Raw genomic sequence first — 18,906 nt, 5'->3', positions numbered from 1 at the left:
CCGGGCGGCAACGGCCAACGCGAAAGCCCCGCCTCGCTCGCGCGTGACAGATAGGTCGAAACCGTCGAGTTGTGTGCGTCAAGTTCTGCAAAATGGCGTGGCATCGCGGTGACGTCGGCGTGTCCGCCGCGCAGCCCCCGTGTTTAGCGGAGCGGCGGACACATGACGGTGCTCAGGCGGCCAAGGCCCTCAGGCTCTCCTTCTTGTGCTCGCGCTGATGATCCATGTTGAGGTAGCGGGTCGCCTCGAGCCAGTTCTCGTGGATCTCCACCGCCAATGCCCGAACCAGCCGCAGACAGCTCCGCGGGTTGGGGAAGATGCGAACGACCAGGGTGCGCCGCTTGATCTCCTGGTTCAGCCGCTCCAGCATGTTCGTCGACTTCATGTGCTTGTGGTGAGCTAGCGGCAGCCGATAGAAGCTCAGCGTCTCCTCAATGTTATCTTCCACCCAGTTGACCAGCTTCGGGTATTTGGCCTGCCATTTGGCGATCCACTGCGCCAGGTCGCGTTTGACCTCGGCAAGGTCGCGCCGGTCGTAGAACCATCTGAGCTCCATCAGGCAATCGTCGTCGACCTTGCGCGGCACGTAGTCGAGCGCGTTTCTGAGGAAGTGCACGTAGCAGCGCTGCCAGACCGCCTCGGGCAGCACTTCGCGGATTGCCGCCCTGAGCCCCGGATGGTCGTCGGAGACGACGAACTCGACGCCGGCGAGCCCGCGATTCTTGAGCCCCGTCACGAACTCGCGCCAGCTCGAATGGCTCTCCCGGTTGGCCAGCTCCACGCCCAGAACCTGGCGCCGGCCCTCCCAATCCACGCCGATCGCCACCAGCACCGCCTGGCTGGCGATCACGCCCGCCTCGCGAGCCCGCTCGTAGCGCGCGTCCAAGATGAGATACGGATAGCTTTCCTCGACCCGCTGCGTGAAGAACGCCTTGAGCGCCTCATCCAGCCGCATCGTCGCCTCGCTCACCGTCGAGGCCGAGAAAGAGTGGCCGCACAGTTCCTCCGTCACCGCCTTCACCTTGCGGGTCGAAACGCCCTGCACGTACATCTCGACCAGCGCCGACACCAATGCCTTCTCCGAACGCTGGTAGCGCTCAAACAACTCCGTCGAGAACCGGCCAGCCCGATCCTGCGGAACGCGAAGCTCCAGCACCCCGACCCGCGTCACCAGCTTGCGCTCGTAATAGCCGGACCGGTAACTCGTCCGCTCCGCCGTCCGCTCCCCTTTCTCGGCCCCGATCGCCTCCGTCATCTCGGCTTCAAGAACCTCCTGCACGACACTCTGCAATGCCTGGCGAAAGCCGTCCTCATCCGACAACAGCAACGCTTTCAACTCGCCTCTGCTCAGTCTAACGTCTCGATTGGTCATGGCACTTCCCCTTCCACGGGAATCGGTGATCGCAACGTCACCACCGTGCCATGGCCGCTCGCCCCTCAGAGCAAGCCCCGTTCTCTCTCCAAAACTTTTTGCAGAACCTTCAGCACACTATCAACCGTCGTCTTGCTGATCTTCAGCTGTTCCGACACCTCACGCACCGAAAGACCCTGCTCATGGGTCAGGCGCAAGATCGCTTGGATATCCCTCACGCTCGTTCGTCTCGCTTGCTTCCGTCTCGGCATGGCCCCTCTCGACAGCATCGTGAGAGGCCAAACTGCCAGAACGGCGCAGCCAAGAACCGACCGCTAAATCCGCTCCCGAAAACTGTCCGGGATTTAGCGGAATCGCTGTCCGCGAATTACTGAAATCACTGTCCGGATTTAGCGAAAAGGGTGTCCGGGAATAACCGAAACACGCACCCTCTCAGCCCCACCTGCGCTATCCGAAGATTATCGACCGCGTGGCGCCGCCGCTCCGTCCCGAACGCCACGTCGGCAATTCCATTCGCCACCATCCGGATTAGACTCGCCCGCGCCTTGGCGCGGCGGCTGCCACGATGTCCATGCTGCCAAAACAGTTTTATGACACAGTACGACTAGAACGCCGCGATAACCTTTCCGGGTGGGGTAGGGGCGGCTCGCCATTCACTGGTCATGGAAATGACTTCTCCGCTCGTGACGATTAGGTTCAACTCGATGGCCAGTTCCGATAGACAAGATGCGGAAAAACCTGCTCCGCGAAGCGGCCGTCCCGCTGGATTGTCGTTTCCTCCACCGCCTCCATGGCTCCTAGGCAGCCCGAATAAAGGCAGTCGTCAAAGACCCAGTAACCGCCATCGACCATATATTTTCGGGACACGTCGTAGCTATACTTCACCGCGCTGTAGATGTCGCAATCGACATGGTTGAGCCGGACCGAGCCGACATTTTTCATCGTTTCCTCCGCCGTGTCCTGGAAAAGCCCTCGGATCAGATGGAGATTGTCGATCTTCTCCTTCTCGATTACCTCGAGCAGCTCTTCGTAGCCGGCATCTTTGAAATCGCCCGCCCGGTGCCCGTCGCGCTGCGGGTCTGTAGCAGGCATCCCGTCGAAAGTATCGAAAGCGTAGACGTTCATGCCGGGATGGAGTTCCTGGCAGACGGCCGCCATGAAAAGCGCGTTGCCGCCGCGATAGGAACCGAACTCGACGATATGGCCGGGCGCTAGGCCATCGAAGCCGAACCGCAAGATCAGATAGAGATTCATCCGGTTCTGCTCGGCCACGACCGTCCGCTTTCGCGCCAGCTGCATTGCCCTGTTGTAAAGCTTGTCCCGGTGCAGTTGTTCGGCCAGATCGCCTTCCTGGAGGCCTACTGCGCGTTGGAAGCCAGCGCGAACGTTTCGGCCCCGTGATCTCTCGGGCGCCTCCTCGAACTCAGGCAGAATTATTGTCATCGAATTCCTCGTCAAAAGCATGCTTCCAAGACATCATGCTTGCCGGCCCGGTCTGCGACGTGCTCCACGGGCATTCCCACTCCGGCCCCCACCGGAAGGAGGCTGCGAATTGGCCTCACCGGGCCGGAGAGCCTTCGCCCTTTTCTGGTCGTTGTCCCGACTTAGGTGATGAGTATCTTCCGTGAGCGGATACATTCTTCGCCAAACGGTCGAATGCGAGCAACGTCTCAAGAAGTGGGGCTATCATCTGCAGAGGCACCATATTAGAGCCATCGCTCGGCGCCTTGTCGGGGTCCTGATGGGTCTCGATAAAGATGCCCGCAACGCCGACCGCGACGGCCGCCCGCGCCAGGATCTCGACGAACTCGCGTTGTCCACCTGAGGTTTTACCTTGGCCGCCAGGCTGTTGCACCGAGTGGGTTGCATCATACACCACAGGAAAACCGGTCTCAGCGAGGATCGGGAGCGCCCGCATGTCAGATACAAGCGTGTTATAGCCGAAGCTCGCTCCCCGCTCGCACAACAACACATCCCGGTTGCCCGATTGCACCAGCTTGTCGGCAACGTGCACCATATCCCAAGGGGCGAGGAACTGCCCCTTCTTGATATTCACCGGACGCTCGGTTTGGGCGGCTGCCACCAGCAGATCAGTCTGACGGCAGAGAAAGGCGGGGATCTGCAGGACATCCACGGCTTCCGCCGCGCTTCGGCACTGCTCCGGCGCGTGGACATCGGTGAGTACCGGACAGCCGACGGTCTCTCGAACATCCGCCAAGATGCCGAGACCCTCTCGCATCCCGATACCTCGCCCACCAAACAGGCTCGTTCGGTTTGCTTTGTCGAACGAACTCTTATAGATGAAACCTAACCCGAGACGGCCTGTGACTTCTGATATTGCGTGGCTGATCTCAAGCGCATGGTTGCGGCTTTCGATTGCGCACGGGCCGGCGATGAGTGTCAAGGGAAGATCGTTGCTTACGACCAGTGATCCGATTGTGATGCGATGCTGCTTCATTCGATGATTACTGCGGGTTCGAGCGAAAATGCGAGGACTAAAGCTATATTGGCATTGTTGGCGAGGATAGCCGCATATGCAAGTTACGGTTTAGCTAAAGTTTTGTGACTGCTTTGTGTTATGCCACCTCGCTCACTTGACGAGCTCGATTTGGGGATCCTCCTCAGCTTCGGCTGAATCCAGCTCAGTACGGCTATCTCGGCGGATGGATATCTTCTGTGAGGACTATGTGTCTCGACCCGCGTGCCCTTTGTGTCCAGGCGGACGGGCATTGGAGAAAGTCCTGCGCCTAGAGCAGAATCTGATCACTCAGGCTCGTATCCTGCGGCGCAGAAGTAGTTTGAGCACTCCTCGGCGGTGAAGCGTGGCAAGGCGTCGCGGATTGCGTCCCAAAGCTCGGGGATGTTGCGTGCGGCGGCTTTCCTGAGGATCGACTTCAGCTTGGAGAAGGCATTCTCGATCGGGTTAAAGTCGGGGCTGTAAGGCGGTAGGAAGAGCATTCGCGCGCCGGCCGCTTCGATCGCTTGGCGGGCGGCGGCGACTTTGTGAGCGGGCAGGTTGTCGAGGATGACGATGTCACCAACTCGAAGCGTAGGCGCCAATATATGCTCGGCATAAGCGGCGAACCATTCACCCGTCATCGGTCCGTCGAGGACCATCGGCGCAGTCATGCCCGTCAGGCGCAATGCGCCTGTAAAAGTAGTCGTTTTCCAGTGCCCGTGCGGGATCGGAGATCGGCACCGCATGCCCCGCTTTGCCCGTCCACGCAGGCGAGCCATCTTCGTCGATGCGCCGGTCTCGTCGATAAAGACCAACCGTTCGGGATCGAGATCAGGCTGGGCCTTGAACCAGGCGCGTCGCCGCGCGAGCACGTCGGGCCGATCCTGCTCGCTGGCGTGCGCTGTTTTTTTTGAAGGTCATCGAGTGACGGTCGAGAAAGCGCCAGATCGTGCTCGGCGCGAACACGACCGCATGCTCCGCCCTGAGAAATTCAGCCAACTCGACCAGTGTGATGTCGTCCTGACCTTCGATCACCGCTAGGATCGTATCCCGGTAGGCTTCGATCCGCTGGGAGCGCTTGTCTCCGCCTTGGGCTTTGCCCGCGTCGCGCCGCTCTCTCGCCATTCGCGGACCCAGCGGACCGCGCTTGCCGCGGCAACNCTCGCGAACGCAAATCCTCCGATATGGCTCTAACCATGCCTGCTGGCCTCCATACCCAGCCGACATGATGAATCAGATATTCTCCCCGATGGGAATCCCTCGCGATTCCATCAGGTCAGATTATGCTCTAGACATAAAATCAGCAGCGGTTCCGCAAGCGCCTAGATTCGGCACAAGCAGCGTGCTGAGGCCGGAAAACTCTAGCGGCGCATCGGGAGGGATCCAGCGTGAGCAGGGCTGGCTACCAGGGGACAAGACGCGAAGCAGGTCAAATCGGATATACTTTTCACGCGCATAAGTCACTTTTCGTTGTTGTATCGTTGCCTCAGCGGCCAGAGTTCTCCGAGTTGAGCTGCTGTTGACAACACCGACGACGCTACTTTCTCGTGCCGATCTGCGGTTAATCGCGAGCTTGGACCTGCGACGCTCACCGTGCCGACCGTCTTGCCCTCCTCCAAAGTGATCGGGGCAGCAATCGCAACAACACCAGGTTCAGCCACCTCGTTGGAAATCGCCCAGCCTCTTGTCCGAGTCAGCTTCAGTTCCTCCATAAGCTCTTCCACGGAGGCGATAGGTCGCCCATCTCTATCGCCGCCGTCATTAATAGCGATCCGAATCGCGTCAGTCGGGTCTAGCGTCGAAAGATAAGCCTTACCGTTGGCTGTGGTCCCTAAGGGAACTCTCGCCACCATTTCGGGCTGGTATTTCAAACCGTTCCGAGCGCCTTGAATTTGTGCAATCCAAGTGAGCGTCTCACCCTGCACAACCGCCATACGAACGAGCTCCGCGCTTTCGGCGGCCAACTCCTCTATCACGGGCTGGCAGACGTCAGTCAGGTGTGTGGCACTTAAAAAGCGTTGTCCAAGAATGGCAAGTCGAAGGGTGAGCTTGTAAAAGCCCGTGACTGGCTCCTGCTCCACCCAGCCCATTTCGCACAATGTATTGAGCATCCGGTGGGCAGCACTTTTTTGCAAATCGAGCTTTTCAGCAATTTCGCCGAGCCGCATCGCCGATGCCTCGGTTGCCAATAACTCAATTACGGCGAAACACCGCTCCACAAGAGAGTTTACAACCCGCACGACTCATCTCCCACGCCGTTTCAATGTTCCAGTAAGAATTGCATTCTATCTGGCCGTCGGGCCTAGGTCAAGCGCATGTCGCGCCGGGTGTGAGTCCCGGAATTTCTGATCTTGCTTACCATTGCTTCTCTAAGTGCATTCGCTTGAAGTATTAGTAACAATACCGGGAATAGGAAAGTATATAACTTTGGTCTGGCCTGAATTAACGATCTGCCGCCACTGGACCTATTCATTACCAATGGAAATACTTCCGATTTAGGCACACGAAACTGTCTGTTCGTCGCGCACTAAATTGGTCGCGATCAACTGTGAACGTTGTACTTGTCACGCCGCAGTCCAGAAATCGCGGTCGAGACTCAGCACATTATGTCTGCCGTGGCCTCGACCTGCCCCACCTAAGTCAATATCGATTCCAAAGCGTACGCGCAGCGAACAGATCGCCGCGCCTGATAGGTCTGAGCGCTACCGCCTCTTTCCTCAAGCCCATGCGCGACAATACCGAGACGCTCGCGTCGAGGCCGGGCGCACCATTATTCGCCGCCAAACCAAAAGGATTTCGGCACACCGCACGCCAACCGACTTGCTAGGCGAGCCGTCACACGTGCCGGTCGCGGCCGAGAGTCGGACTGCCGTCAACGCGAGCTATCCATGCCGCACGCAGCGGTGATAGAGCCGAGAGCCCCGTCTACGCGCTGTGCCGCCCCTCCGCTCACCAGCCATCCAAAAAAGGTGGCGCTACTGGACGCCTCGACCTCCAGACAAATGGCAATACACCGCGACGAAAGGTTGGCATCAATCAAGCAGAGTTTCAACCCCTGTGCTAGGATGGAGACCAGACCGGGCCATTGTGGCCCAGCCCGGAAAATGGCCGCATTATACTTGTCCATGTCGGCCATCCCAAGATCCTCACGGGACCACGGCTATGACCTCGACTTCGATGCGAGCGCCAGGATCAGGGAGAGCGGAAATCCCAATCAGAACTGACGCAGGCGGGGAGTCAGCGCTGAGATAGCGGCTACGGACCTTTCGAACAGTGTCGATCAGCGTCGCCTCAAGGTCGGTGATATAATACGTGACTCGCGCAACATGCTCGAAGCCAAGGCCGCCGGCGCTCAATGTACGACCGACACTCTCGAAGGCCGCGACGACCTGATCCTCGAAGGAGGACACGACCATTTTCCCCTTTTCATTGACGCCAACATGTCCGCTAGAGACGAACATGCCGCTGCCCTTGAGGATCATTCCGTGCGAGAAGCTAGGCCGAGCGGCCTCTGGAAGGTTAACAGGAACGAGCAAATTATTTTCTCCATGGTATGGCGTGATCTACCGCATGGCGACTTAAGCGTGTCCAAGCTACGTGGTGTGGACGATTTGGCCAAGATGAATCCGGCTAGTGTCGACGATGGTTGCGAAGTTTCGAGGCGACTATCTTCAAGCAACCAGTTGCAGAGAACGCTGCCGGCGGCCATGCTCCAACAACGCAGAAGTCGCCTTCACTATACTGGTCAGCTCCATATCATCCCACCCCACGGAGGGCAGCTGCTCGGCCTGCCAACCGCCCAGACGTAAACGCCCACCCTAAATGATGGCCGTGGCCTTCCAGGATGAGCCCGCCTTGGCCTGTTGCTCCGGCCGCATAAAGACCGGGGATGGCTTCTCCACTTTTCGACAGAACCTCCATAGCAGCCGAAATTCGCAGCCCCCCTTCTGTCAAGACCAAACTTCGAACCGGCCCAAGTGCAATAAATGGCGGCTGCAGCAAACCAGTCGTACCTGCACGAGGATTACTATTATACTCATCGACTGTTTTTTCGAAAGTAGTTGACGGAACACCAATCTTGCTGGCTAGCGCAACTAACGAGTTTGCCTGATTATAGATATCTTTACGATTGCGTTTGTAATCTGGTAAATATGCATATGCGACACCTGGCGCCGTCGAAATGTAGTTCGGCCAAGCGCTAAATTCCTTAGCAAGAAGGCCATCTAATATTATGAAAGCTTCCTTATTCAGTTGCTGCGGTACGGCGAATTGAGGTTTGTCGCACTCGTCAGCGAACCGCACCCCGTCTCTGTTTACCAGTATCGCGCCACTTTCATAGAGTTTGCGTTGCGGTTCTAGTATCGTTGTTAGAAACATCATGATGAAAGGTCGGATTAATGGTTGAGGCAATTTGTCCATGGACCATTTCATCAGCAACGCCAAAAATCGACTCGGCGGCAATATGGTCATGATGTTGATCTTAGGCGGCACGAATCGAAGCTGCGGGCCGCTGACGATGTCACCGTTCACAATTTCGGCACCAACATCCAATGCCAGCTGATGCGCATCACCTGTGCTTGTTTGAACCAACGCATCTACTCGCGCAATCGCTTCCCCTGCATAAAGTCTTTTCATCTCTCGATTGGCGCTGAAATCTCCACCAGCCAGAACAACGCCACCACGTGAGATGAAACGATGATGGGAGCCTTTTGCTTCGGCTTCAACTCCCACTACACTGCCGCGTTCGCATAGCAAACGACGGACACGATGACCAAGGCGAACATCGACTCCAAGCTGGCGAGCGCGTCGATGCAAGGCGTGTGCGTAGGCCCGTGCATTTGGCAGCACGTTGTGCATACGGGGAACGCGATGGGGAGGTTCTGGCATGGGGCCGAAAAATACGACCCCAATGTCGAGTAGTTTCTTCAGAGTATCAGGAACATTTTCCACAAAGGCTCTGCGGAGCTCAGGATTGTCACGGAGCAACAGTTCGCCGTGGAACAGGGCCATATCCTCAAAGTGCGCAGCCGGCGTATCCTGAATGCCAATAGCAGCCTGCATCGGCGAAGCACTCGACGAGAGGGAACCAATAGCCCAATTTGTCGTGCCTCCCGGTGCCGAATTCTTCTCTAGCACCAATACTCGCCGGCCTAATTCAGCCGCTTCGATGGCAGCGAATAGACCGGACCCTCCGGCTCCAACGACGATAACGTCTGTGGTATTCACATCGGCATCCGCCACGGATTTCCTCCCATCAATTAGCTTTCAGCGCCTGACATAATCGTGTGGACCATCGTCCATAACGTTTCCGGCTATTCGCTTCTCAAGTTCGCCCCCAGCAATTTTCTTGCGCGCCCGGTTGACCCCGGTCAAGAAAACGCATACGTCTACTGGAACGATATTCCAGATAGTATGACATGTCAGACAGAGCAAGCGAAATCTCGCGAGTCATTGCGCAAAAACTCATCGCGGCGCACCGAAGCGGCGAGCGCGTCCCCGCCAATGCATCAACGTTGGAAGCGCTGAGCCGCGCTCAAGCTTTGGGCATACAGCATGCAGTCGTAAGCGGATTGTCAGTTCCTGTCGCGGGCTGGAAGGTGGCGGCTTTGCCGGATGGCGACTTGATATCAGCGCCTATCGTCGAAAGCCGCCTCTTTCAGAGTGGGGTGTCGATTTCTCCTGCGATTTACGGGCTTGGCGGTGTTGAATGCGAAATCGCCTTCCGCTTTGCGAGAGAGCCGGCGCCGGGGAGAAACGGCTTCGCGAGAGAGCACATCATCGAGGCCATCGACGGAGCTTACGCAGCAGTTGAGGTGGTAAATAGCCGCTGGGCAAGTGCGTTGTCCACTCCTCGCAATGCAATGATAGCCGACTTGCTGTCGAACGGCGCGCTGATCATCGGATCAGTGAATAGGAACTGGCGCGATGTGGGTTTTGACACCCTTGGTGCTCGCCTCGGCATTAACGGAAGTACCGTCTGCCAAAATGCGGGCGGCCATCCCGACGGAGACCTCATTGGCCTCTTGATTATGTTGGCAAACCATCTGCGTCAGAGGGGGCTTGTGCTGAGGCCCGGCGAGATCGTTACGACAGGAAGTTACACAGGTTTTCACACGGCAAATCCTGGTGATGAGATTGTAGCCGAGTTTGACGGTTTCACGCCCGTTTCGGTGACCTTCGATGGTTTAGAGAATAGTGGAGAGATCTATGCTTTGCGGTAGCGGCGTAGTGGCCATCTGGAATGGTATATCCGAGGAGGGCCGTCTAGACTTCTATCAATGGCACATACACGAGCACATGCCGGAGAGAACCGGCATTCCTGGCTTTCTGAGGGGGCGACGCTATCGAGCTGTTGATAGGAAAACCCATCCCGAGTTCTTTACACTCTACGAAGTTGAGCAATTCGACGTCATTACAGGCGAGGAATATGCAAAGCGGCTCAGTGCTCCAACGCCTTGGACGCGCCGTGTAACATCGCATTTTCTCAATACCTCTCGCGGACTGGCGCACGTCCTTTCCTCCGAAGGCCCTGGGCCGGGGGGCGTCCTTGCCACTGTGCGCTTCCAGTCTGCGGCAACCGACCAGCAAGCGGCTGGTGAACTGTCGGCCCTCGTGTCCAGCATTGCGCAGTTCCCGCTCGTTACTGGGGCGCATCTCTGCAAGGCAGACGAAGAGGCCACCCAAGTGCGCACTGCGGAGAGTGAAGGGCGCACGGATTACGATGGGCCGCCCAACTGGTTCATTCTTATAGAGGGATGTACCGTGGAATCTCTGGATGTACCCGTCCAAACCGTGCTCCAGCATCGCCTCGTGCGAGAGCCGCAAGTCGGTCACTACCTACTCCAATACACGCGCCTGAAGACAGAGACGGCAGCCGGATGAGCCTAAGGAACGGAATATGAAACTTTTGCGATTTGGCGAGCCCGGCGCGGAACGACCGGGGCTGTTGGATGATACCGGGAGAATCCGCGATCTCAGTGGCATTGTTTCCGACATTCGGAGGAGCACCCTTTCCAAGGCGACCTTGGAGGAGTTACGGGCGGTGGCTCCTTCATCCTTGCCCCGGGTCGATGACGCTGTTCGTCTCGGTTCACCAGTAGCTGACGTGGGTCATTTTATCGCTGTTGGCCTAAACTACATCGATCACGCAATTGAGACGGATACCCCCATTCCGGATGAGCCGGTGGTCTTTTCTAAGGCCCCGTCCTGTATTGTTGGACCTAATGATGACATCCTGATGCCTCCTGCTTCGCGCATGCTGGACTGGGAGGCCGAAGTTGCCGTTGTTATCGGTGAGCATGCTTTCGAATTGTCAGAAGAGAAAGCGCTGTCGGTCGTGGCGGGCTACCTAATCTGCCACGATGTATCCGAGCGAGAGTATCAGATACATCGTGGCGGACAGTGGATAAAAGGCAAGTCTTCGCCGAGCTTTGGTCCGCTTGGACCTTGGCTAGTGACGCCGGATGAAGTCCCAGATCCTCAGAATCTGAACCTCTGGCTCACTGTAAATGGGATCACTCGGCAGTCAGGATCGACAGCGAAGATGATTTTCTCATTCAGGCATTTGATCTCGTACATCTCACGGTTTATGGCACTTGAGCCTGGGGACGTTGTCACGACCGGCACTCCACATGGTGTCGGCCTTGGTATGAAGCCACCGGTATTTCTGCAGCCGGGCGACGTGGTCGAATTGGGCGCCGACGGGCTAGGTCGGCAAAGGCAAACTGTCGTGCTCCGACGATAGGTTTTTGCCCGCGCCTGACAGCACCGAACGATAGCTGCCACAACTGGTTGCGGGTTACGTGCTAATGTCCCTACCATACTCAAACCGATCTTCATCGTGGGAGGTGGAATCCGGACGCTCGAGAGGTCGCATTCGCGGCTCCTTTCGGACTTGCGGACGGCCTTATCTGAGTATTCCGATGAAGCCGGCCATGGATTCCGATTTGAAGCCGGCCAGTCATTCCGATTTCATTCCGACCGATTTGAAGCCGGCCTTTTTCGGACTGATCCTGAGTCTCGTCGGTGATTTTTGGGTCGGGTTTCGTTTCAGGTCAAGCTTGCGCTGTTTCATTGGCGAGCGCTCTTATCGCATGCTTTCACCGGTGAGATCGATGCGATATGCGGTGCGATCAAGGCGGTCCAGGATGGCATCAGCCAGAGTTGGGTTGCCGATCACCTTATGCCATGCCGCTACGGGAGCTGACTGATGACGACTGGGAAGCGGCGGCCGTAGCGATACTCGAGGATTTGAGGAGGTCGTGGCGGGCCTGGTCGTGGACCGGCCCCCCATCGCTATCAAGGATGAACAACCGGACGCTGCCGAGCTTGCACTGCAGCCGTGTGTAGCGGTCCTCGCCGCGGCAAGCGCCAGATTATAGGCGAACAACCGCCTGCTCACCTTCGACGATAATAAGGCTCGCTTCCGCGGCAAGGACTGCCGGCAACGGCCAGCGCCTCGGAACAATGACCCTCAGCGCCGAAAAGTTCATCCGCCGGCCCGATCCGTGCGCGGCGTGCGAAACGTGTGAACCATCGCGCGATTTCCGCGATCGGTTTGTGATCGTCACCGGGAATCCCTGAAGCAATGCCCGCCTGTCACCGTGGGCACATGGTCCTCCTCAAAAGCATCCCGCCGCGACGCCACGTAAAAACGCGCCGCACTGTGCAATCCAATGTGCTGCTCCAAATCCTTTATTGCCGAGAATGTGATTTTGGAGATTGACAGAGGGTCAAAAACCGGCCATGGTGGAACGACGTTCCAAATGAGTAGATGTTCCACATGGTCATGGCTGAAAGTTCGAAACTTGTCCGGTGGAAGATACCAGATTGGCTGATTACATTCTTTTGGCTTTTGATGGTCGCTGCGGTTTGGTCAGCCGCAGTGCGGCTTCTGGAAATTCCGGACTACATCCTTCCAAGTCCTGAGAATGTCGTTGGTTGGATCAGTTCTAGGCCGGGCTATTTCCTGGACGCGACCGTTTCAACTCTTCAGGTCATAGCCGTCGGTTTTAGCGCGGGCGTCGCTGCTGCCGTTCCCATGGGCTTGGCACTCGCGAAGATGCCATGGCTGGAGCGCTCGCTCTATCCGTTTGTCGTGTTCTTGCAGACCATGCCTCTGATCGCGATAACGCCCGCATTGGTAATCTGGTTCGGATACGGGCTGGTTCCGTCGTCAATCCTGGTTGGCTTCAGCGTTTTTTTCCCCGTCTTGGTGAACGCTTTTGCCGGTATAAGAAGCATTCCCGCTCCACTCTACTTCGTCGCTCGGACAATGGGCGCAAACTTCCTTCAGACCTTTCGATACATCGATTGGCCCATGACGCTTCCCCATCTGATGAGCGCCTTTCGTATTTGCTTGGCCCTTGCCACTACGACCGCGGTTGTCAGTGAGTTCATCGCAGCAAATGAAGGGCTTGGATTTGCGGCACTGCGCGGCGTTCGAAACAGAGATCCCGTGCAGGTCATTGCGGTCGTACTGATTGCCGCCGTCGTCGGAGTTCTGCTCAACGGCCTTAGTCTACTGCTGGAACAAAGAATAATGCGCAAATACCGCGGCTAATTGGACAAACGTCAAGCACGTCATCTCATGAAAGGAGGAGAAGAAAATGCTAAGATGGATACGGGCCATTCGACTAGGTTGTGCAATTGCGGCTTTTGCAGCTTATCCGGCACTCGCAGCAGAAAACGTAAAGATTACCCTCAACTGGCTGCCTGGCGAGGCGAGCATCGGAATTATCTATGCGGATGCTCTTGGCTATTACGATGAGGCCGGAATTGACCTTGAAATAGAGCCGGGAAAAGGTTCAGGGGCCACCTCCCAAATCGTCGCAGCTGGCAATACCGACGTCGGACTTGCCAACGGTCCCTCGGCGGTTGCAATTGCAGTAAAGGGTGCGCCGATCAAAATCATCGCGCCCATTTACCAGGCGGCGGAGTGGGGGGTTATCTCTCTTAAGGATGCACCCATCTCAACTCCAAAGGATCTGGAGGGAAAAAGGATCGCGCTAGCGCCTGGCTCCGCAGATATCCCTCTGTTCGACACGATGCTGAGCGAAAATGGCGTCGACAAGTCAAAGATTGATATTGTTTCAGCGGATGCCGCAACTTTTATCAGTCTTTTGGCCGAAGGAAAGGTTGATGGAGTTTCGGAGACGCCGAGCGAAGTAATGGTTCCGCTCGCCGAGAGGGGTGTTGAAACGAAAATCTTGTCCTACAAGAGCAACGGGGCACCTCTCGTCAGCCTGAGCATTATCGCCCGCGATGACAAGCTCAAACAGAACCCTGATCTTTATAGGAGGTTCATCGATGCTACTCTCAGGGGGTATTCTGCAGTTGTGAAGGACCCGGAGGCCGCCGTCGATGCGGTTTTGGCGAGGTATCCGGATGCTGAGAAGAAAGAGCGACTTCTGCAAGGTCTGACTAAATACTCAATACCCGCCTACTGCGCGCCTGGTGCGTCAGGCTTGGGAAGGCCACCAGCCGAACTCTGGGCGGTTACGGAAAAGATTCTCACCCAAAACCTGGGGTCTCTGGGCGATGGTGGCATCAAGGCGATGTATACCGAGGGGTATCTTCCCTCAGAGGTTCCTCCTTGTCCGTAACAAGCTAACGGAGATGGTGGCGGCGCGTTACCGTGGCGCCACCATCCGCTAGCATTGCTTATGAAAAGATTCAGAAGATGACGGTCAACGAGTTAGCTGGGGCCAAAGGTGCTGTTCGAATGCATATGGCGAATGGGGTTGAACGAATTGTCGCTCCCGCTTTGGTATTAATTGTGTTTCTTGTCGCTTGGCAATCCAGTAGCGCCTGGTTTGGCATTCCAAATTATCTTCTTCCGGCGCCGACCGACTTCTTGAGCAGGTTCGTTACTGATCGGAATGCTATCGCATATCATTTTGCGGCCACGGGATATGTCGCGGTATTCGGTTTTGTTATCGCGACGTTGATTGCCGTCCCGCTGGGACTGGCGATCGCTTCATACTCCTCACTGAGGCGCAGTTTGTTGCCGTTGATCGTGTTCTTCGAAGTCATTCCCAAGACGATCACTGCTCCGCTTCTCATTGTCTGGTTTGGCTTCGGGTTCCCACCTCGTATTGCATTGACGGCGGTCTTGACGTTCTTTCCAATTTTGGTGAACAGCATTGCTGGGTTCTCAGCAATTAACCCGCGGCTGCATCTAATAACAAAATCCATGGGAGCCAACTCATGGCAGTCATTTCGCCTCCTGCGACTGCCAGCGGCGATGCCATTTATTTTTTCTGGTTTGAAGATCGGGATGGTATACGCCGTGATTGGCAGCATAGTTGCTGAATTCGTTGGCGCAAATGAGGGACTTGGATATCTAATACTGACAGCGTCAAGCTACATGGATATGGCACTAATGTTCGCTGGAATTATTGCGACGGCTGTGCTCGGAACGGTACTGACGGGTGTCTTACTTGGGCTTGAAAAGTGGATGATGCCTTGGAGGAGTAATCAGTGAGCAAAATTGCCGGATTTCACACGGCTCGACTGGAGGTAACTCCGTTTGAGGTAAAGGACACGCGAGCTCTCACAGTGGACAGAGAAAAGCGCGCATTAATTGTGGCATCAGATATCGCCAAATCTTACCGAGAGTTTATCGCCCTTGGGCCGGTTAGCGTTGAAATTGGGGAGGGCGAATTCGTAAGCATTCTCGGCCCCTCTGGATGTGGCAAGAGTACGCTTATGCTGATTACTGCCGGCTTGCTTCAGCCGACAAAAGGGTCCGTCAAGGTCAACGGTGAAATCCTGACAAATCCGATAACCGATGTAGGGATCGTTTTCCAGGATCACTTGCTGCTTGAGTTCCGGACTGCTATCGACAACGTCCTTCTTCAACAAGAAATTCGGCGGCTCGACCGCGCTGCGACTGAAAAGCGCGCGAAGGAGCTATTCGAAAAGCTTGGTCTATCCGGAGCTGAGGCACGCTATCCAAGGCAGCTATCAGGCGGAATGCAGCAGCGCGTCTCTATCGCTCGCGCGTTGGTTCATGATCCCACGGTTCTGCTGATGGATGAACCGTTCGGTGCACTTGACGCCATTTCACGGACGCAAATAAGGCACGACCTCGAGACGCTATGGATGGAGACAAGGAAGAGCGTCTTGTTCATCACTCATTCGATCGAAGAAGCAATTGGCTTGTCAGACCGAATTTTGGTCATGTCGAACTCTCCCGGGAGAATAGTTAAGGAGATTCGCATCGATCTGCCGAGGCCGAGGCCAGCCTATCTTGGGCAGTATCCGGAGTTCTCGGCATATGCCGACGAAATCTACAAAACGTTTGAGGCACTCGGTGTTTACCGGTTCGGCGGTCCGCTTCACACCTAGCGGCCGTCGGCGGCGGGTTGGCTTGTCGAATCCTGAGCTGTCGAAGCTGAGCGCGACGCGTTGAGTCACCTCGCTGACTGAACTCGGCGGCCCACCGATCAGTTAAGGCGTGAGCCGCTCTGACCTGCTCCCCGGTTTGTCCCCGTTTATGAGTTAGCCCTGTTCACGTTGTGATCCTTCACGGATCGGGTTGCATATTCAAGTGGGGTGAGCCCATCGAGGCTCGTGTGCGGGCGGTTTATATTGTAATCGATCCTCCATTCTTCGATGCTGTTGCGGGCGTGCCGGTAGCTGATGAAGAGCCTCTCGTTGAGGCACTCATCGCGCAGCTTGCCATTGAAGCTTTCCACGAAGCCGTTATCCGGCATGTTGTTCTCGGCGTCATCGTTTGTTCGTACGCCTCCGAGGAGGGCCGCCTTGCGGGCGAAGGGAGCATGTAGCTGACTGTCGGTATGGATATCGCTACTGAGAGTCGCCAAGTCACTCGTCTCGAGATTGTTGACACTGGCCGCCGGCGCCGCTGGTCGGAAGAGGCGAAGCTGCGGATTGTCGAGGAGAGCTATTCGGCTCCGCGGCAGGCATCCGCGACAGCGCGGCGTCACGGGATTTCCAACCCACTGCTGTTTGCTTGGCGCAAGGCGCATCGCGAGGGTCGGCTCGGCGAAGCTGGCGTCTGCGGTTTCGTGCCGGCGGTGATCGTACCGGAGCAGCCAAAGAAGGGTCGAGAACCGGCTGGCGGGCGCATGGAAGTAGTGAGCCCGAATGGCCGCAGGGTGATCGTCGAGCCCGACGTGGACGTGGAAGCGCTGCTTCGGATCATGCGCGGCCTGGAAACGCTGCGATGATCCCGATTCCAACGGGGGTGCGGGTGTGGCTGGCGACGGGACACACCGACATGCGCTGCGGCTTTCCCAGCCTTGCACTACGCGTGCAGGAGATATTGAAGAAGGATCCGCTGAGCGGCCATATTTTTTGCTTTCGCGGTAAAAGAGGCGATCTCCTGAAGGTCATTTGGCATGATGGGCAAGGATCATGCCTGTTCACCAGGCGTCTTGAGCGTGGCCGCTACATCTGGCCTTCTCTGGCAAACGGAAGCGTTACGATCTCGACGGCGCAGTTAAGCTATCTCCTGTCCGGGATCGATTGGCGCAACCCTCAGGAAACCTGGCGTCCGACGCGGGTCGGCTAGCATTTACATTTTGAAATTGCAGGCAAAATCTGATTCACTGGCCTCATGACGTTGAAGCCGGATGATCTTCCTTCGGACCTCGCGAGTGCCCTGGCGGCGCTGCGGGCTGAACGTGAAGCGCGGCGGCAAGCCGAGGCGGTGGCCGCCAGCGCGCAGGCGAAACTATCGGACACCGAGGCGCTGATCGCACATCTACAGCTTATGATCGAGAAGCTGAAGCGCGAGAAATACGGCCAGCGTTCCGAACGCACGGCGCGCCTGATCGAGCAGATGGAACTTCAGCTCGAAGACCCTCGTGACCGCGGCGAGCGAGGATGAGCTTGCCGCGGCCGCTGCGGCGGCGAAGACCCAGAGCGTGCGCGCCTTCGCGCGCAAGCGACCAGTGCGTAAGCCCTGGCCAGAGACTATCGAACGCGAGCGCGTCGTCATCGAGCCTCCCACCGCCTGCGCCTGCTGCGGCGGATTCCGGCTGTCCAAGCTGGGCGAGGACGTGACCGAGACGCTGGAGGAGATCCCGCGCCGCTTCAAGCTGATCGAAACGGTGCGCGAAAAGTTTACCTGCCGCGACTGCGAGAAGATCACCCAGCCGCCGGCGCCGTTCCATGTCACGCCGCGCGGCTTCATCGGTCCCCAACTGCTGGCGACAATCCTGTTCGACAAGTTCGGCATGCATGCTCCACTCAACCGCCAGAGCGCGCGCTTCAAGGCCGAGGGGATCGAGCTGCCGCTGTCGACGCTGGCCGATCAGGTCGGCCACGGAACCTTCGCCGTCATGCCGCTCTTCCAACTGATCGAGCGCCATGTGCTCGCGGCCGAGCGCCTTCATGGCGACGACACCACCATTCGCATCCTGGCGAAAGGCAAGTGCACGACCGGGCGCATCTGGACCTATACGCGCGACGACCGTCCCTTCGACCGGGCCTGCGCCGCCGGCGGCGATCTATTACGCCTCGAGCGACCGGCGCGGCGAGCGTCCTCAGAAGCATCTGGCCGGGTTCGCCGGCATCCTTCAGTGCGACTGCTACAGTGGCTTCGAGCCGCTGTTCGACCGCAGCGGAAGGAGCAGCCGATCACGCCGGCCTTTTGCTACGCCCATGCGCGGCGAGGATTCTTCGAATTGGCCGACATCGCGAAAAAGGCCCGGGATGGCAAGAAGGGCAAACCGATCTCCCCGATCGCGCTGGAGGCGGTCAGGCGCCTCGACGCACTGTTCGAGATCGAGCGCGCCATCAACGGCCGCAGCGCTGCCGAGCGGTATGCCGTGCGGCAGGAGAAGAGCAAGCCACTTCTCGCCGACATGCACGCCTGGTTGCTCCGCGAGCGAGATACCCTCTCGCGCTCTTCCGAGGTCCTCAAGCCAATCAACTACATGCTCAGGCGCTGGGCCGACTTCACCCGCTTCATCGACGACGGCAGAATCTGCCTCAGCAACAACGCGGCCGAAAGAGCGCTGCGTGGCATTGCAATGACCGATTCATACTGCACCTCCTCTTCAAATGTCCGGAAACAGGGACTTTTGGTTTTCCATTTTGATGC

At 57.3% G+C, this 18,906-nt stretch carries 17 protein-coding genes and 3 pseudogenes; 10 read left to right on the top strand and 10 right to left on the bottom strand.

The window, feature by feature from the left end:
* Window positions 1-172: 172 nt before the first annotated feature.
* The 8 genes and pseudogenes from X756_RS137035 to X756_RS1000000168385 all read right to left on the bottom strand — a co-directional run bounded on the left by X756_RS137035 (window position 173) and on the right by X756_RS1000000168385 (window position 9,071).
* Window positions 173-1,372: an IS256 family transposase gene (locus X756_RS137035; RefSeq protein WP_031239711.1), complete on the bottom strand. Its 1,200-nt coding sequence runs from the start codon at window positions 1,370-1,372 to the stop codon at window positions 173-175.
* A 65-nt stretch (window positions 1,373-1,437) separates the two neighbouring features.
* Window positions 1,438-1,623, bottom strand: a complete 186-nt coding sequence (locus tag X756_RS137040; protein ID WP_023731806.1) for a helix-turn-helix domain-containing protein — start codon at window positions 1,621-1,623, stop codon at window positions 1,438-1,440.
* Window positions 1,624-2,068: 445 nt separating this feature from the next.
* The gene (locus X756_RS137045) at window positions 2,069-2,644 is read right to left on the bottom strand and encodes a TylF/MycF/NovP-related O-methyltransferase (protein ID WP_198020101.1); all 576 of its coding nucleotides are present in this window, start codon (window positions 2,642-2,644) and stop codon (window positions 2,069-2,071) included.
* A gap of 286 nt (window positions 2,645-2,930) precedes the next feature.
* Window positions 2,931-3,830, bottom strand: coding sequence for a 3-deoxy-8-phosphooctulonate synthase (kdsA, locus tag X756_RS137050; protein WP_023731804.1), 900 nt, complete (start codon window positions 3,828-3,830; stop codon window positions 2,931-2,933).
* A 305-nt stretch (window positions 3,831-4,135) separates the two neighbouring features.
* Window positions 4,136-5,028 (bottom strand): annotated as a pseudogene (locus tag X756_RS1000000168390) (IS630 family transposase).
* 262 nt (window positions 5,029-5,290) lie between these two features.
* Window positions 5,291-6,070, bottom strand: coding sequence for an IclR family transcriptional regulator (locus X756_RS137060; protein WP_023731801.1), 780 nt, complete (start codon window positions 6,068-6,070; stop codon window positions 5,291-5,293).
* Between the two features lie 906 nt (window positions 6,071-6,976).
* Window positions 6,977-7,366: a RidA family protein gene (locus tag X756_RS137070; protein WP_023731799.1), complete on the bottom strand. Its 390-nt coding sequence runs from the start codon at window positions 7,364-7,366 to the stop codon at window positions 6,977-6,979.
* A gap of 220 nt (window positions 7,367-7,586) precedes the next feature.
* Window positions 7,587-9,071 (bottom strand): FAD-dependent oxidoreductase, encoded by a 1,485-nt coding sequence (locus X756_RS1000000168385; protein WP_084570004.1) that lies wholly within the window; start codon window positions 9,069-9,071, stop codon window positions 7,587-7,589.
* Between the two features lie 176 nt (window positions 9,072-9,247).
* On the opposite strand from X756_RS1000000168385, the gene X756_RS1000000166870 reads away from it, so the two are divergent.
* Window positions 9,248-10,051: a fumarylacetoacetate hydrolase family protein gene (locus X756_RS1000000166870; RefSeq protein WP_023731796.1), complete on the top strand. Its 804-nt coding sequence runs from the start codon at window positions 9,248-9,250 to the stop codon at window positions 10,049-10,051.
* A gap of 677 nt (window positions 10,052-10,728) precedes the next feature.
* Window positions 10,729-11,574 (top strand): fumarylacetoacetate hydrolase family protein, encoded by an 846-nt coding sequence (locus tag X756_RS137080; RefSeq protein WP_023731794.1) that lies wholly within the window; start codon window positions 10,729-10,731, stop codon window positions 11,572-11,574.
* A gap of 342 nt (window positions 11,575-11,916) precedes the next feature.
* Here X756_RS137080 and X756_RS1000000169575 read toward each other — a convergent pair.
* Window positions 11,917-12,103, bottom strand: a pseudogene (locus X756_RS1000000169575) (ATP-binding protein); the annotation flags it as partial.
* A 509-nt stretch (window positions 12,104-12,612) separates the two neighbouring features.
* Between X756_RS1000000169575 and X756_RS137085 the strand changes: the two are divergent.
* The 4 genes from X756_RS137085 (at window position 12,613) to X756_RS137100 (ending at window position 16,181) form a co-directional block, all read left to right on the top strand.
* The gene (locus tag X756_RS137085; protein WP_198020099.1) at window positions 12,613-13,392 is read left to right on the top strand and encodes an ABC transporter permease; all 780 of its coding nucleotides are present in this window, start codon (window positions 12,613-12,615) and stop codon (window positions 13,390-13,392) included.
* 46 nt (window positions 13,393-13,438) lie between these two features.
* Window positions 13,439-14,434 (top strand): ABC transporter substrate-binding protein, encoded by a 996-nt coding sequence (locus X756_RS137090; RefSeq protein ID WP_023731791.1) that lies wholly within the window; start codon window positions 13,439-13,441, stop codon window positions 14,432-14,434.
* A gap of 77 nt (window positions 14,435-14,511) precedes the next feature.
* The gene (locus X756_RS137095; RefSeq protein ID WP_023731790.1) at window positions 14,512-15,315 is read left to right on the top strand and encodes an ABC transporter permease; all 804 of its coding nucleotides are present in this window, start codon (window positions 14,512-14,514) and stop codon (window positions 15,313-15,315) included.
* The gene (locus X756_RS137100) at window positions 15,312-16,181 is read left to right on the top strand and encodes an ABC transporter ATP-binding protein (protein WP_023731789.1); all 870 of its coding nucleotides are present in this window, start codon (window positions 15,312-15,314) and stop codon (window positions 16,179-16,181) included. The genes X756_RS137095 and X756_RS137100 overlap by 4 nt, the downstream gene beginning before the upstream one ends.
* Window positions 16,182-16,327: 146 nt before the next feature.
* Here X756_RS137100 and X756_RS1000000168380 read toward each other — a convergent pair.
* Window positions 16,328-16,540: pseudogene (locus X756_RS1000000168380) on the bottom strand (transposase); the annotation flags it as partial.
* Window positions 16,541-16,633: 93 nt separating this feature from the next.
* Here X756_RS1000000168380 and X756_RS137105 point away from each other — a divergent pair.
* From X756_RS137105 to X756_RS01000000166295, 4 genes are all read left to right on the top strand, one after another.
* On the top strand, window positions 16,634-17,026 hold the full coding sequence (locus X756_RS137105) for a transposase (RefSeq protein WP_023731787.1): 393 nt from the start codon (window positions 16,634-16,636) through the stop codon (window positions 17,024-17,026).
* Window positions 17,023-17,370 carry an IS66 family insertion sequence element accessory protein TnpB gene (gene tnpB, locus X756_RS137110; protein ID WP_023731786.1) on the top strand — a complete coding sequence of 116 codons (348 nt, stop codon included), beginning with the start codon at window positions 17,023-17,025 and terminating at the stop codon, window positions 17,368-17,370. The genes X756_RS137105 and tnpB overlap by 4 nt, the downstream gene beginning before the upstream one ends.
* 45 nt (window positions 17,371-17,415) lie before the next feature.
* Entirely contained in the window at window positions 17,416-17,688 is a 273-nt protein-coding gene (locus X756_RS1000000170240) for a hypothetical protein (protein WP_023731785.1), read from the top strand.
* Window positions 17,666-18,906: IS66 family transposase (locus X756_RS01000000166295; RefSeq protein ID WP_023731784.1), on the top strand; the 1,241-nt coding region annotated here is incomplete at its 3' end. The genes X756_RS1000000170240 and X756_RS01000000166295, both read left to right, overlap by 23 nt.

It is taken from the genome of Mesorhizobium sp. LNJC405B00, assembly GCF_000502615.1.
In the GTDB taxonomy this organism is placed as follows: Bacteria; Pseudomonadota; Alphaproteobacteria; order Rhizobiales; family Rhizobiaceae; genus Mesorhizobium.
Note: the sequence above shows the minus strand (reverse complement) of the source record. Positions and strands in the feature narration are given on the sequence as shown.